This window comes from Thermoplasmatales archaeon, assembly GCA_026127925.1.
In the GTDB taxonomy this organism is placed as follows: domain Archaea; phylum Thermoplasmatota; class Thermoplasmata; order Thermoplasmatales; family Thermoplasmataceae; genus JAKAYB01.
In genome coordinates, this window is record JAJSLM010000011.1 from 1 (window position 1) to 15221 (window position 15221).

Here is a 15221-nt window from a genome sequence, read left to right on the forward strand (position 1 = left end):
AGGGAGGGGCACTCCCGAATTCACGCCCGTGGAGATTGGAGCTCTGCCAGCAATGGTAACTCCGATCGCTGAAACGGGAAGCCCCCTGCGTTAGCTGGGAGAGGATGTCACAACAATGCATCAAGGGAAAATAATTGGTCAGACTCAAGAAAAAGAATAATGGACGAGCTGAGAATATTACTTAATTTTCTTTTTTAGAAGGTGTGGCTGGAGTACATTTTCAAGTTCGAGATGATTTGCAAATTTGAAATCAGTCCATTCGGCTAAGCTTCACCCCATCATCATCATAGAATCCAACAATATCCTCGTCTTTAAGACCTAACCTTTTGACAATCTTCTTCGGCAATGTAATTCTAAACGAGGATCCACGCGCAGAAACATGTGCCACGTCGATAAGCTTCTTCTTTTCCATTGTTAAGTATTATTATACTAAATATAATAATTTCACTTATTGCATTATTTTCATCATGGAAGTAGATCTTGATCAAAGATCATTTTTTAGATGCGTTTTATTCAAACGGATTCTAAGTCAGGTTATGATCTTCGCTTAGGATATATCCTTCAAATTTATCAACGCTAGAGAACTCAAAAAGAAGCCATCCAATGTTAGCCAGTAAGTTATCCGTTGCACAGCACCAATTACTATATATATTGAGAAAAGCTACACAGGAAGATAGAAATGGTCACAAAACCTGCCAGAATGTACACAAAGATTAGTGGTCCAGCCTACACGAGGCGTGAGTTCATGGGGGGAGTACCCTACTCCAAGATCACAAATTTCGTTCAGGGTAACCAAAAGAAAGATTTTGAGATTGAATTGAGGTTAATCGCCAAGGAATCATGCCAGATTCGCCACACCGCACTTGAAGCTGCAAGGGTATCTGTTAATAGGAAAATGATAGAGGCTACCGGGGAAACAGGGTATTACCTTCAAATAAGACCCTATCCTCATCAGGTTATTCGTGAGCACAAGATGGCAACTGGGGCTGGAGCAGACAGAATTTCAAGTGGAATGAGGGCTGCATTCGGCAGACCCGTCGGAACTGCTGCAAGAGTGAAATTTGGAGATATAATCATGGTCGGAAGAACGACTGTAGATAAGGCGAGCGTTTTAAGGGAAGCGCTTCACAAGGCTTCCATAAAGTTGCCGACCCCGTGCAAAATAGAAGTTACTAAAGGCAAGGAAATTGCCGGAAAGATAGGCCTCTGATCTTTCACATTTTAAAATTACTATAGTATTTTTCCTGTGCTGGAAAAATAGTAATCATGTTTTGCTTTTTTGTTCTCTGCTTGCAATGAAATTCTGTATCAATTTGGCAGCAAGCATAGATGTATTTCCATTATCGTAAACAGGTGTAATCTCGACTATGTCAAATCCAATGATTCTTTCTGAGAAATGGTCAATCAGTGATCTTACGTCCGTGTCCATAAGGCCGTAAGGCTCTGGCGTCCCTGCCCCAGGTGCATAAGCCGGGTCGATTCCATCTATGTCAATAGAAAAATATATCCTGTCAGCTGAATTATCAATTTCCTCTATTATTCTGTCAATTCCTTCTTTCTTGACTCTAGCAGCAGGTATAAAAGTTACATCGTTCCACGACTCGCTTTCTCTTTCTTCTTTTGAAACCGATCTGGTTCCAATGGAACAGATCTTATTCTTTCCTAAGACTTCTAGAGCTCTTCGTGTAACACACGCGTGGTTGAGTGGATTGCCCATGTATTCATCCCTGAAATCGGAATGTGCGTCTATTATAATCATCATAGCGTCTTTGAGATTTTTGATTGCGCCTACTGTTACTGAGTGTTCTCCACCCAGCATTATGGGTATTTTCCCGTCAGAAAAAATCGTCTGCGTTACAGCCTGGACCGAATCTACAACTTCTGATGCGTCTTCTCCCACAGAAAGGTTCCCGAGATCGCAAATTCTTGAGGAAGTAAAGTCTACCTCATAACCAAATTCGTAGGATTCCAAATTATTGTAAGCAAGTCTGATACTCTCGGGAGCAAGCCGAGATCCTCTGCGAAAGGAAGAGGTTCCATCAAATGGAACGCCGAATATTACATATTTCGCGTTTTCATATGACGAGTTTGCATCAGCAATTTTTCTAAAAGAGAAAAGATCACTCAATTCTGAAGCATGATCTTTCGTTTTCCCATCGCTTCCCAATAAGATACCTCCGTTCCTGGGGTAACTTTCCCAAGTTCCTCATCAGAAAGTGGAACTAAGAAAGTTTCGAATGTTTCAGAATCCATCAGTTGGGCCTCTTTGTTAGTTACTGAAAGAACCTGTGCATTCTTCTTTTCTATTATCGGGACCTTTACCTTGTGCTTAACAGGGTACACTACGCTCCGCTTTTGGCTATCGAAAATTCCTATGGCTACTATCCTTCCCTTAGCTTCGCCATGTTTGCCAGGTTTTGACATTGTAATCTCAACTATCTTGCAAGGAGCATCATCAATCAGCATATACCTGCCAACTTTTAACTCCCTTACTTCAGCTTCTTGCCAACTCATATTATCAAAGAGGTATATATTCTATATTTAAATATTATCTGCAATTTTACAGGTCCCGTTACACGAATTCCTTCCCTACAAAGTATTCAGGATCGAACTTGAGAAGTTTATGGTCCATCTTTATTAATTCCCCATCTACAATGACGTCAGATACACAGGAAGAGTCCGCAGAATAAACAATTCCAGATATGATCTCACTATCAGACATTCCGAAAAGCTTTGGATTCTGGCGGTCTAATAGAACCAGATCTGCTAGTTTTCCAACTTCCACGGACCCGAGATCAGGCATTCTGAGGCTTCTCGCTGCATTTATGTTTGTCATATCAAATACGTCTTGTGCCTTTATTACAGATGGATCCCATCTGTCATTTTTAAGTGAAAGAGCGGAAAACTTCATTATTTGGAATGGATCGAGCGAGTTGTTACTTGCACTGCTGTCTGTTCCAAGCGAAACTATCGCACCGTTATCCCTCAGCTCTGGTATCGGTGGTATGCCCCCGGTTCCTAGAAATTCGTTGCTTATAGAATTCCATGACACACCAACTCTGTTTTTGCCCAGTTCCTTTGTTTCTCTCAGTGTAAGCCAGACACAATGTGCTGCTATGAAACGATCATTAAGAAACCCTATCTTGCCAAGATGTTCTGCTGGGCGTTCTCCGTTGTGACTTTTAGCAAAATTATACACTTCTTCCCTGGTCTCAGAGAGGTGGCCATGGATAATTGTATTATATCTTTCAGAAATCTCTTTCGCTTTCAAATACACTTCATCTGAAGCAACATATACGCCCTGAACTCCTACTGATGGGTATACCCGCTCCATATCTCTTGTGGACTCTATAAAATGCTCTGCATTTGATAAAGGATCGCCCTTCTGCGTCGTCTTATCGCTATCAAGCGTGTTCCAGGCCAAAAATCCTCTTATGCCAGACTCTTTAACTGCCTTCGCAATCACGTCTTCAGAGTAATAAAGGTCAAGGAAAGAGGTAATTCCTGAGTTTAGCATTTCGAAAGCGCCCAGTAATGACGAATTTTGTAATCCCTCGTTGCTCCTTTCCGCATCCATTTTGAATGTTCTTTCCAAAAATTCAGAAAGTTTGATATCATCAAGCTTTCCACGAAGGTGGGTCATAGCGACGTGACAGTGTGTATTTATGAATCCAGGTATGACGATCTTGTTTGTCGCATCTATTGTTATCTCAGCATCTCTTTCTTCGTCTCCAATATAATCTATTCTGCCGTTACTGATAGCAATGTTACCTCGTGTAATCTCTCTTCTCTCGTTCTGTGTTACTATTGTTGCGTTTTTTATTAGGATTAACTGGTCTTTCAATTATTCTATAATTGCTAATAACTATAAAATACATCTACCAACGCTATGTTATCCGTTGATCTTAAGCCGTTATTTCGGTTTTTATCAGAGCTTGGAAGCGTCTATTACCAGGTTCTGGTGTTGTATAGTCATTATGGCTTACTATCCTAAGGATCATCTCTCTTACTTTATATTTATTAGGGTGAAAATATTCTACCTTATATTCCACGCTCTTTTAGCGACATCCAAAATTGAGCAAAATCTTGGGCCGTGCCTTCTTCCTATGGAGGTAACTATTCGTTCTGATTGTAGCCGCGACCGCGATATCTGCTTATCAGGTTGAGAAGCACAAAATGAAAAAACTATAAACATTTAATAAATAATTTTATAATATTTTAATTTCTTACTTTTACAGCAGTTCCTTTTTTTAACTGTAGCATAGCATTTATCGGCATCTTGGTTATACCAACCCCTCTTACTTCTCCTCCGTGATACAGAACTACCTCGTCTTCCTGCCTGATATCTTCCGTCGCGCCAAGTATTCCGACAGGATAGACATTAGCAGTTGGTTTGAAATCGTCTATTTCCACGCAGAATTTTTTATTTTCTAAAAACCACTGTGCAGAACGTTTGTTGATGGTAAATTTTCCGAGCCTTTCATTGTAGACTAAGATAGGATCACCGTTAAGCATCAACATATCGCTGTTATAGATCCTTTTTATCTTTGCTTCCTTTAAGTATGGCACGATCCATTCACCAAATTGATACGTTGCTATCTGAATGTACCTTTCCAGCGTAAAATTATGTCGTATTGGTTGAAGATTTTCTGCACTTATTATCTCCCTTATAGTGCTTACCAGTTCATCAAGAGACGCGTTGCTGGATTTGTCCCACCTTATGAAGACATTTCTCGTTGGAAGGAATTTCTCTATGAAACTAAGATCCTCAGTGACAAATGATATTACACGCGTATAGTTGTTGTTTTTAAAGAAAGAACCTAGCATTGAGCTTATCATCTGTTTTTCCTCTTCAAACCAATTTCCAGTGACTGGGATGTCATAAAATCCAGGTGGATATGTGGCTTCCAATTCCCTTGGGACGAGACCTACTGGGGATGTGACGATCACTTCATGCACGAACTGTCTCAGTTTTCCAAGAGCGTTAATGATCATTTTGTGACTCTTAGAGCTAGAGTATGGCTTTCTAGCAGAACAGGGCAGAAGCAAGGCTATATTCCTGTCTTCAGGCTTACGATAACTCTTTGATATATACTCTCTGTAACGAACCAGATCAGGTCTGTTTAGTGAATCTAAGGATGATGCCGAGATCCTTGGAGTTCTTCTAGGAAAAAACTGCTCAGATGTGCTGTAGAATTTAGAATCCAGAATTCTCAATATCTCGCTTGCCTTGTTTGAGAATTGGAATCTTTCAACTACGTCTCTCAACGTACCATTTGCTATGGAAGTAGAAACAGATCTGAGGAGGTTATTACAGAAATTAACATTTTCCTGGCTTACGTCGGAGTTCGTTTTCACTATACCGATGGGTGTGAACCTTTCGCCTTTCAATCCGCGTAACTCAAACAAACTGCTGTCAAAGAGAGATACTCCCATGTAAACAAGTATTGGGAGCAAGTAAGGATCAGAGACTCCCTGAAGATATACCAATTTAGAGTATCCGTACTTATCCCGCGCTGCGTTAATCGTATTGATAATGTCCCTTGCCTTAAGTAGCAATTGTGATCCGTTTGGTATTATTACATAATCTTCTTGCGGAATCAAAGAATTAGTAGAATTGCCCTTCAATAGCATAACAAACTGCATAGCAGAAATCCGTTTCTCTCCAAGTACACTTAGTCCAGAGTTATTGCATGAAATATCTCTGTCGGGAATTAGAAGTGCAGGGTACTCTACATTATCGTTGAGAACTCCCGATCTCGCAAATCCAAAGAAACTGTGGTCTATGAACACACTCCGCCATGCATAATGGCCTAATCATATTTTGTTTTTGAAGAAAAAAATTGAATCGCTAAAAAATGTAAAATTATTTGTGAATTAATCCCTGGATCTGGCAAGGAAAAATGAAATGACTGCTGGAATTATTGCCCATACTAATCCGATGAACAGAAGAGCACCTAATGAAACACCGTCATTAAGTAATGTACCTGTCATAAGGTAATTGTTCATTGTTGGAATGAAAGACGGTGAAATTGACGAAAGAGCAATAACTATCTTGTAAGCGCCTGGAACTGCCAGATTTACATGTAGAACAAAAGCCAATAAAATAGCTATGTCCCCCCAGAAGAGTGCAAGGAGGAAGAACAGCCCTATTCCTATGCCAATTATCGCACCCTGAGATTTTACGAATTGCGATATAAGGTAAATAATGCCTGAGTAAGCTACAGCAGTCGCAAGATAACTTAAAAATATACTAAAGAAGTTTCCAGAAGAAAGTGCAGATCCCGTATAATGAAAAACAATAAGATCAACAAAGCCGAGCGAGACGATGAGCGCAACAAAGAAAGATATTACTCCCGCCGTAAATCTGGACGCAAATACCCTCCCCTTCGTAACAGGTCGGACGATTATGGATTCTAACACTCCCGAAGCTTTGTCTTTGCTGTAATAGAAATAGGCAGAGAATATTCCCAATATAGGAATTAAGAATTCGTAAGGGAGTTGAAGTAAGGACGTTACAACTAAATCCGAATTAGTCACAGAATATGGGGTGAAACCCGTGCCCATAAGAGAATCATTAGCCGCAAATATTCCAACATTAATCTCCTTGTTATTTGCGCTACTGTTTAATGGAACTGTTACGATAGAGGTATTCTTTCCAGAAATAGTTTTAAGATAGGTCATGTTTGAATTGGATTCGGTAGAAGGGGAGAAATCATTAGTGTAATTGAAGTAAACCTTCATAGTCGGTGTCGCAGTTGAGTTTGGTCCAGCATAATATATAAGGAAATTCGTAGGTTCTTTTGATGTTGTACTTGAAACTGGAATCACGTATAGATAATCAGGTGATAGGCTTTTGTTACTATGGGATCCGCCATTGAAGAAATAAACACCTGGAGAAAAATACGTAACATTGTTTCCAATTGAAGAGACGTAAATGATCTCAAAGAGAGCAGTGCTATTGCCAGTTACCGATCCATATTGATAATCTGCACTGTAAGAGTAATTTACTGCGCTCATGCTTGTTTTGTATGTAAAAGAGACGAATCCAGAACTATCAGTAGTGCCATTGAAACGCTGCAATATAGTTCTAGAAGATGAACTACCAGAAAAATTATAAACGTAAGAACTGACGGCAAGATTAGGGACCGGTTGGCCGTAACCGTTGATGGCATAGTCGACGATTTTATATCCTCCCTTAATTGGATATATGTCCGGAAGGACATGAGATACCGCCGAAGGTGGAGCAGAAGAAGGCGTTGAAGGAGCGATCACCAAAAAAGCTACAGCAACGCTCAGGAGTATGACCAAAACGATCATGATTATTGTGAATTTACCCGTAAGCGTTCTTTTTAGGTCGTATAGGAAATCTCTCATTTTCCAGCACCTACCAAATTCAGGAAATAGTCTTCGAGACCTTCGTTCTTAATCGACATTGATATAACGTTGTACCCGTTCGATACGAGAGCTTGGTTTATCTTGTATCCCTCGCTTGCACTGATCTTAAGATCCCTCACGTAATAGAGATTGCCACTTCTCTCAACCTTTCCGTAAAGTTCTAACATAGACTCAACCTTGTTGTCTGGATTCTGGACGTTTATCTCTATGAACGCACTTCCTAGATTTGAGAGTTCAGATCTCTCCAGAACCTTTATCAATTCACCCCTCCTTATTATGGCAATCCTGTCAGCTACGTTTTCTAGCTCGCTGAGAATATGCGAGGAAAGGAAGACAGCTTTTCCTTCATTCCTAAGTGATATCATGAGATTTCTCATGTCTCTCACGCCTTCCGGATCCAGACCATTAAGTGTTTCATCGAAAAGAAAGTTTTTAGGATCTCCCATCAGTGCTGCCGCTATCGCGAATCGTTTCTTCATACCTTGTGAATAATCTTTAAGCTTCTTCTTTCTGCTATCCCATATGGAGAATCTCTTGAGTAGTTCCTCTGCCTTTGATTCTGCATCGGATGGAGAAATGCCATAGAATCCAGCATAATACTTCAGGAGTGGTATTGCTTTGCCGTTGGGTTCAAAGTTTGGAAGTTCTGGTACCCACCCTATGTTCTTTGAAGCTTCCACTTTTTCCTTCACTATGTCCTTACCGTCTATACTCACTCTGCCGGAAGAAGGAAAGATGATGCCACACGCGACCCTAATTGTCGTAGTTTTGCCTGCACCATTCAGGCCGGCAAATCCAACTATTTCTGAATCATCGATATCAATGCTGAGATTTTTGACAGCAGAAGGTTGGTTCTTCTTGTAAGATTTCGTTAGTGAGACGATCTGTATCATCTTTCAGAACATAATACGATACTATATAAAACTTAAAATTATCAACTTCATATAAAGTTTTGAGCTGTGAGAGCACTGTTCGTGAAGTTTTAGGTTTCCGTTCTTATTCCTAGTTTTTTTTGATTACAGACTACTGAGGAACATGGGGGGATAAAGAAATTTGAATACTATCAACAACTACCATACTAATGTCAACTATTCACGATAAATCTCACAAGAACTATCTCTTGTTTGACAATCACATGCACCTGCGCTCAAATGGGCGTTTTTTGGGTGCCGTAAATATGTTTATTAAGGCTGGAGGGAATGCATTTAATCTGGTTAACTTGCCTGAGGATTTAGGGCCTTTATCCAATAGATATGAAGCTATATACGATCAAACAATAAAAATGTCCGAAATCATAAGATCTGAGATGCCACTGGATGTGGTAGTGACCCTAGGCCCATATCCTTTGGATTACTTTCTTTTTACTGATCACGGAGTGGACCCTATGGAATACATGAAGGCTGGAATCGATCTTGCTGCAAAGTATATTCTGGAAGGAAAGGCTAATGCTATCGGCGAGATTGGGAGGCCTCACTTTCCGGTATCAGAAAATGTAACGGAAGTTTCAAACGAGGTCATAATTTATGCCATGTCCATATGCAAAGACTTAAACTGCCCACTAATTCTTCATACGGAGGATCTAAGCCCTGAAGATTATAAACAACTTGAGAAGATGGCTCTGGATACGGGTATTAGAATGGATAAGATTGTAAAACATCATGCAGGTCCTCTTGATGTATGTTTAGAAACCAAAATACAGAAATCTGTACTTGCCACAAGGACCAATGTAAGAGAAGTTAGCAAATGCAACGGAGGATTTTTACTGGAAACTGATTATGTGGATGATCCAGCTTCAGGGTGGAAAGTTATTCCTCCGGATTCGGTTCCTAAAAGGGCAGTAATGATGCGAGAAGAAATCAGCGATTGGGAATCACTCTTCGATCACTGTTTCTTTGAGGGGCCTATCACTTTGTACGGAGAGGATGCATTTGCCAGAAACCTTCATCTTTAATTCTACATCTTGCTGTGTTAGATTCCAGTTTAGATTCAAATTTAGGCACAGATCTCATCAGTTGCTATAATGCTCAAAAGGCTAATTATTTTGGCTCCTTGATGAAATTTTATTTTCAAAAAAAGAAGAATCCAAAGGCTATATCTGATGGCGCATCCTAATTTTCTTTGTTTCTAAGTAGAATTTGTCATAAGGAGTGGGCTTACTTAAAATTGGGATCCTCTCAGAAATAGTAATACCGTTCTTCTCAAGAAATTCAATCTTGTCCGGATTATTTGTTAAAAGTTTAATCGAGTGTAGCTTGAAGTACTTCAGTACTTCAACGGCAAAGGAATAATCTCTTGTGTCAGCAGGAAAACCAAGCATCAAATTAGCCTCAACCGTATCGTAACCCATCTCCTGCAAACTATATGCTTTTATCTTGTTAAGGAGTCCTATGCCCCGTCCTTCCTGCCTCAAATATATTAGCAGACCTTTCGGTTGAGAGCCAAGATAAGAAAGTGAATGAACCAATTGGTCATGGCAATCACACCTTTGAGAACTAAAGACGTCTCCAGTGAGGCATTCGCTGTGTATCCTAACGGGTATGTCTTGTTGACCCATTATGTCTCCTTTTACAAGGACGGCATTTTCCTTGTCATCTCCGTCCCATTTGAAAGCATAAATATCAAATAAACCATAAGCAGTAGGTAACTTTGCTTTTGAATATAGTTCTAACATTTTTTCTCATTGTAATTCTTACATCTATAAAAAGATAAATGTCCAGAAACCAGTTAAATTTTCATTTCTAATTCAGGAAAATAAAATATGTCGGTCGTTATTGTATTCAAGTTTCAAAGAGGAGTTCTTTTAGCTTGTTATACCTTTAAACAAAGTATATACTGATTTTTTTGCTTGAATATGTATAGGTTATTTGTCCCTTTAAGCCCTCCCTCGATCTTATTTTTAATCTCGTAATATTCTTTGTCATCCAGCTCGAACCTGGGAAACACCTTTCCTACATCATTTTCCCTGTATATTTTGAGATCAAACAAGTCGTTTGTAGTTCCAAGGACAAGATATTGTTCTCCGAAAAATTCAGGGATTCTTTCATTTGACGTAAATAGTACTCTCCTTTTATCGGAAGCCAAAAACGTAACAGGGTAAAGTTCCTCAATTTTATGCATCAAGCCGGCATAAGAGGCTGAAATGTCCGGTAACAAAACATACTCTTGGAGCTCACCTTCTATTCCCTGAAAATTCATTGGTTCACCACGAATACTTCTGCCAGATGGCAGCATTACAGCCGAACTCTTTCCATTTGAGATTTTTCCTGTGTACAGAGTGAGACGATTAAGATTCCCGTCTATCGATATATACTCAGTCTCGCCATCTATGGTTATTCTCTCTTTATGTATTTGGGGGGGAAGATCAAAGGCAAAATTTAAAGAATAGTCTCTGAAGATCTTATAAACGGCTATGGGAGAAGGTATAAGCGTCTGAAGAGAGCGTTCCATTTCGCTCACTGGTCGCGCTGGATCTGAAAAAATTACAGTTCTTTCGTTAACAATCTTTTCTGGATTTAATTCCAAAGCATCACCCTGAATAAACTTTGTTTCGTTGCCTTCGAACTCCTGTGCATTGAGTTGGCAAAAGCGGTATCTTACAGGGTCCTTTTCCACCCCAATTGTCTTTATTGTATGTTCTGAGAAAATTAGATCCTGGATGCCTGATCCGGAGCCTAAGTCAAGAACTTCAAATCCATCAAGTCGCTTCGTCCTATATTCAGCAATAGATTCTGGGGTAGAGTAACTTGCCAGGTACTTATCGACCCATAATCGATTCCAGTTGCGAAATTTCTTTGAAATTGCTATTCTTGCGGTGGCTATCTCAAATAATAGATCAAATACGTATGACTGGACTTTTTCGACCTGCTTCAGATAGCTGTAATTATATCCATTCCTTAATGCGTCTATGTACTTATCAATGATATCGTTAGCTTTTTCTTTCTTTGATTGATCTTTTAATAGCGTATCAAGATAAACAGATAGCTTAGACTTTTTTACTTGCATGATTCTTTAACTTCCTCAAGCTCGTGATGGATTCCTTATTCCAACGGGTTTAATATTCGTTTACTGCATTTACATTATTTAATGCCGGATACATCCATTAAAGCCAACTTAATGCAACTCATCTCTTGGCCGTATCTTGAAGTGTTGTGTACAAGACTGTAAGGGCAAAGATTTCACGGCATTTTTTATACATATTTATTGAATTTGCTGCAGTTTTACCACTGAATAATTATTTGTGTGCCTTTTGCCAAGTTAACACTGCAAGTCACGAATCAATTTATACGCTGTTAATATCTACTTTAAGTGAGATCATTTAAGTTGGACAAGCTCGATTATGATATCCTGGATATCATTGAAAAAGATTGCACTATGACATACAATGAAATAGCTAAGAAAACAGGAAAAAATCTCTGGACAGTAAGAGATAGAATGAACCTGCTAAAACAAAGGGGTATCCTTAAGGGATGCAATGCTAACATTGATTATTCGAAGATCGGACTTAGTTGCAGGGCAGCAATAAATTTCAACGTGCCCGCAGATAGAATCGATGAGTTTGTAGAATTTGCAAAGAAAGAGAAACGCATAAAGAAACTTATAATCACTACAGGCGCGAGACGATTTACTATTCACATAGTGGGTGAAGAATGTGGAGAAGTAAGAAATTATGCAAGGGCGTTGCTTCCTGAATTTGGGATATATGATGTAGATTTTGAAGTGATCCTGGACGAAATCCCGTGATTGTATGCTCTGAGTGAGCAAACCGGCACTTATACTATGGCGATTGAACCACAATTTTTGCTGCGTGTTAATAACTGCGCAGTAAATTTTTGCCAGATATTGTTTAGTAAGGTGGTATTATGTGCCTTTCATGACGGATGAAATGGAAGAAATAGAACGGTTTGCGAAGTCCACGCTTGGTGGAATGCCAGAGGTTATAAAACTTCTTGGGCGTCACAATGTTGAAATGGCTAAGGAACAATTCAGAGAAAACATGACGATGTATCTTGGTAGAACGGCTCTTCAAAAAAAGATGCTGGCCCTGACGGCGCTTTCAGTTTCCCTGGTAAATGGTCAGGCAGACTCTGCTATGATACACTTTAGGCTTGCAAGGAAATTTAATGCAGGAATGCTGGAAATACTTGATTCAATAAAAGTTGCAAAGATGGTACTAATGTCCTCAACTATGTCGGTCATGGACGCGATAAAGCCGATAGTAATGGAGCGAGGAAAATCATCCACGGGAAGCTCGGAATTAAAGAAAATTCTCAGTCAGCTTCAAACCGAATCTGGGCTAACATCGCCTCCCCAGAATCTGGTCGCTCTTTCCTCAATCTCATTCGGATTATTTGAGGAGCATCTCAAGGAGAAGGCTGAACTTCTATCGCCTTTTGCGGTTGATCAGAAGGATATTTTCCTCATGGCGTTTGCTGATAGCGTTTCAATAAGGTATGAGGAATGTGCAAAGACTTACCTGGTTCAGTTTTTCAGAAAAGGCGGAACTAAGGAAGAGATGGAAGATGCATTGTATCTTACAAGATTTGTCACAGGTAACAAAGCCTTGACCGCTTCAATGGAGATCCTTAAGTGGTAAAGGATTTTATGCTGCACAATAACAGAGGAAAGATAGAATGAGAAAAAGTATATTGAACCTCTTTGGTTCGGAATGGTTTGGGATGGCGATATCTACGCTTGCGCTTGCTCAGGTTTACATCCTTGCTTTTGGAGAGACGAAAAGCTTCTGGTACAATTATATTGCAGAAGGCCTTTCTTTATTTGGAATTGCTATATTTATAGTGATCTTTTCTATCTGGGTATTGCGAGCTTTCGTCCTAAGGGACAGGGTCTTTTCACATTGGAACAATCTTACTAGGCTGAGTTTCACGGCCCTTATACCTATTATTGGTTTTGTTGCAAATTATCAGCTCATATACTTTTTTGGGTTGTCAAGCTGGACAGCGAATCTTTCTGCAGTAAATTTCTATGGTGAATATCTCTTTGCACTCGTTCTAGGCGTCCTTCTTGGATACAGACTCTATACGAAGGAAATAGATCCGCGTGAGATGAATTATGCCATAGTTATCCCGCCACTTGCAATCGGAACAAGCGTCTTCCTGGCAACCCCTCTGATGGGATTCTATGGAGGTTTAGAGGCACAGGCAATGTATTTTCTCGTTTTGATGGGCTTGGGGATATTCTTCTTCCTGTACATCTTTATCGGATCACTTGCATTAGCTGGACACGTCGCAACGAAGGAACGGGGTACACTCCCAACAACAATGCTGCCTGTGGGAATAGCAAGTCTCATAATTATTAACTTATTTTCAATTTCTGGATTTCGCGTGATTGATAACATTACACTTTCAATGCCGACCGTTGAACTTCTTTCAGTGCTTCTCTGGGGATTTGAAGTCTGGAATTTCCTTGTAGTCCTAATACTGATATTCATGAAACCGGCTAAAGGAACACTTAGCGTATGGGCATATGGATTCCCACTGGGGCTTTTTGCGACATCCACTGTAAGGCTTTTGGGTTTCACAAAGTTTCCAGTGCTGTTATGGGCGTTTGTCGGAATATCGGCTGCACTGAATATATTGTGGGTTTATGCGTGGATAAATACTGGATTTTTCTTGAAATCTAAAATGCACGAAGAGCGCGTGGAGAAAAAAGCTATTCCGTTAAGCAAGAGCGGGAGCAACTAAAAGTGAAGTATGCGGGGTAAGAGTAACAGACACAGAACTCGGTGAAAAACTGCATCTGCCGTTTGCTGATAACACACCCTTCCTTTTTCTAAATTGTGTATTCCAGTTAACTCTCACCGATTAGGTGAAATGAATATTTTCGAGGATTAATTCTGCACCAAATAAGATCTTTCTATAAATATTCCTTCCAGGATAGAAATTGAGATCTAGTTAATGAAAGTGATAATGTCATATTACAATATGCGTGGTATCATTGATTACCAATGCGGCAATTATGCCTGCTTTTTGTTTTTTATCGCCTATTTCTATATCTCTTGAATAGACAACAACATCCCAATAACCCTGATTTAATTTTGCGGATGCAATCCTAGCTGGTCCTTCTATATCCAAATCTTTAAGGTGCCTTTCAACAATGAGTCTCACATCTTTAACGTCCATCTGGATTTCTTGACCCATGGTATATATGTTATAGTAAGTTTAATAAACATTATTTTGGATTCTAATCAATAGATTTTCTCTTGAAAATACAATATGAGAGGAAAGTTTAAGCATTGAAAAATATAATTATCTTCAAGATATTATATTTATTGGCCCGACCGGATTTATTCAACATATTGAGAGACTATTGGGTCACTCAGAGTTTCAACTGAAGCGCAAAGGTTTATACCTATTATTCTATTATAAAAGTAATGCGATTTACAGTAGTCATGGAGAAGGATGAAGATGGAATATATGTGGTTACAGTTCCAGCTTTGCCTGGGTGCATATCTGACGGGCGCACGGTAGAAGAGGCCATGTCAAACATTGACGACATGAATGCAGATGGAGAGGCCATTCCCCACGATATTGATATCATTGGAAACATTGAACTCAATGCCTAAACTTCCCTCTATTTCTGGAAAAGATACCGTGAAAGCTCTCTCTAAAGTTGGATTTAGATTCAGGAGACAGGTTGGAAGTCATATGATACTGAAGAGGGAATCAGATGGAAAGAGGGTGGCAATTCCAAACCATGATGAATTGCCAAAGGGCACTCTCAGAGCAATAATTAGGCAGTGCGATCTTACTGTAGAGGAATTCATAAAGTTACTGTAAACTGTAGTAATCTTATAACTGCAGATA

The 15221-nt window shown here is 39.6% G+C and carries 17 protein-coding genes; 7 read left to right on the top strand and 10 right to left on the bottom strand.

Translation table 11 applies throughout. From position 1 onward, the window contains the following. Positions 1 to 250 precede the first annotated feature (250 nt). A complete protein-coding gene (locus tag LVQ96_07960) occupies positions 251 to 412 on the bottom strand; it encodes an AbrB/MazE/SpoVT family DNA-binding domain-containing protein (protein MCW6171088.1) in 162 nt (53 codons plus the stop codon). A 267-nt stretch (positions 413 to 679) separates the two neighbouring features. Here LVQ96_07960 and LVQ96_07965 point away from each other — a divergent pair, with 267 nt between their 5' ends. After that, the gene (locus LVQ96_07965; GenBank protein MCW6171089.1) at positions 680 to 1210 is read left to right on the top strand and encodes a 50S ribosomal protein L16; all 531 of its coding nucleotides are present in this window, start codon (positions 680 to 682) and stop codon (positions 1208 to 1210) included. A 54-nt stretch (positions 1211 to 1264) separates the two neighbouring features. Here LVQ96_07965 and speB read toward each other — a convergent pair whose 3' ends face one another. The 6 genes from speB to LVQ96_07995 all read right to left on the bottom strand — a co-directional run bounded on the left by speB (position 1265) and on the right by LVQ96_07995 (position 8291). Further along, complete coding sequence (gene speB, locus LVQ96_07970) at positions 1265 to 2167, bottom strand: agmatinase (GenBank protein ID MCW6171090.1); 903 nt, start codon at positions 2165 to 2167, stop codon at positions 1265 to 1267. Continuing rightward, complete coding sequence (locus LVQ96_07975; GenBank protein MCW6171091.1) at positions 2125 to 2514, bottom strand: translation initiation factor IF-5A; 390 nt, start codon at positions 2512 to 2514, stop codon at positions 2125 to 2127. Before LVQ96_07975 ends, speB begins: the two co-directional genes overlap by 43 nt. A 58-nt stretch (positions 2515 to 2572) precedes the next feature. Continuing rightward, positions 2573 to 3844, bottom strand: a complete 1272-nt coding sequence (locus LVQ96_07980) for an amidohydrolase family protein (protein MCW6171092.1) — start codon at positions 3842 to 3844, stop codon at positions 2573 to 2575. Positions 3845 to 4218: 374 nt separating this feature from the next. Next, positions 4219 to 5793: a DUF5591 domain-containing protein gene (locus LVQ96_07985; protein ID MCW6171093.1), complete on the bottom strand. Its 1575-nt coding sequence runs from the start codon at positions 5791 to 5793 to the stop codon at positions 4219 to 4221. A gap of 84 nt (positions 5794 to 5877) precedes the next feature. Beyond that, positions 5878 to 7377 (bottom strand): ABC transporter permease, encoded by a 1500-nt coding sequence (locus tag LVQ96_07990; GenBank protein ID MCW6171094.1) that lies wholly within the window; start codon positions 7375 to 7377, stop codon positions 5878 to 5880. Next, positions 7374 to 8291 (bottom strand): ABC transporter ATP-binding protein, encoded by a 918-nt coding sequence (locus tag LVQ96_07995; GenBank protein ID MCW6171095.1) that lies wholly within the window; start codon positions 8289 to 8291, stop codon positions 7374 to 7376. The genes LVQ96_07990 and LVQ96_07995 overlap by 4 nt, the downstream gene beginning before the upstream one ends. A gap of 284 nt (positions 8292 to 8575) precedes the next feature. Here LVQ96_07995 and LVQ96_08000 point away from each other — a divergent pair, with 284 nt between their 5' ends. Continuing rightward, positions 8576 to 9349, top strand: coding sequence for a TatD family hydrolase (locus tag LVQ96_08000; protein MCW6171096.1), 774 nt, complete (start codon positions 8576 to 8578; stop codon positions 9347 to 9349). A 138-nt stretch (positions 9350 to 9487) separates the two neighbouring features. Here the strand turns inward: LVQ96_08000 and ribA are convergent, their stop codons facing one another. Then, entirely contained in the window at positions 9488 to 10069 is a 582-nt protein-coding gene (gene ribA, locus LVQ96_08005; protein MCW6171097.1) for a GTP cyclohydrolase II, read from the bottom strand. 137 nt (positions 10070 to 10206) lie between these two features. Then, positions 10207 to 11400 carry a class I SAM-dependent methyltransferase gene (locus LVQ96_08010; protein ID MCW6171098.1) on the bottom strand — a complete coding sequence of 398 codons (1194 nt, stop codon included), beginning with the start codon at positions 11398 to 11400 and terminating at the stop codon, positions 10207 to 10209. A gap of 303 nt (positions 11401 to 11703) precedes the next feature. On the opposite strand from LVQ96_08010, the gene LVQ96_08015 reads away from it, so the two are divergent. The 3 genes from LVQ96_08015 to LVQ96_08025 all read left to right on the top strand — a co-directional run bounded on the left by LVQ96_08015 (position 11704) and on the right by LVQ96_08025 (position 14099). Continuing rightward, positions 11704 to 12138 (top strand): Lrp/AsnC family transcriptional regulator, encoded by a 435-nt coding sequence (locus LVQ96_08015; GenBank protein ID MCW6171099.1) that lies wholly within the window; start codon positions 11704 to 11706, stop codon positions 12136 to 12138. Between the two features lie 130 nt (positions 12139 to 12268). Then, positions 12269 to 12991, top strand: coding sequence for a hypothetical protein (locus LVQ96_08020; GenBank protein MCW6171100.1), 723 nt, complete (start codon positions 12269 to 12271; stop codon positions 12989 to 12991). Positions 12992 to 13028: 37 nt separating this feature from the next. Beyond that, entirely contained in the window at positions 13029 to 14099 is a 1071-nt protein-coding gene (locus LVQ96_08025) for a C4-dicarboxylate ABC transporter (GenBank protein MCW6171101.1), read from the top strand. Positions 14100 to 14327: 228 nt separating this feature from the next. Here the strand turns inward: LVQ96_08025 and LVQ96_08030 are convergent, their stop codons facing one another. Further along, a complete protein-coding gene (locus tag LVQ96_08030) occupies positions 14328 to 14555 on the bottom strand; it encodes a hypothetical protein (GenBank protein MCW6171102.1) in 228 nt (75 codons plus the stop codon). A gap of 233 nt (positions 14556 to 14788) precedes the next feature. On the opposite strand from LVQ96_08030, the gene LVQ96_08035 reads away from it, so the two are divergent. After that, complete coding sequence (locus LVQ96_08035) at positions 14789 to 14980, top strand: type II toxin-antitoxin system HicB family antitoxin (protein MCW6171103.1); 192 nt, start codon at positions 14789 to 14791, stop codon at positions 14978 to 14980. Beyond that, on the top strand, positions 14973 to 15194 hold the full coding sequence (locus tag LVQ96_08040) for a type II toxin-antitoxin system HicA family toxin (GenBank protein MCW6171104.1): 222 nt from the start codon (positions 14973 to 14975) through the stop codon (positions 15192 to 15194). Before LVQ96_08035 ends, LVQ96_08040 begins: the two co-directional genes overlap by 8 nt. The last annotated feature ends 27 nt before the right edge of the window (positions 15195 to 15221 follow it).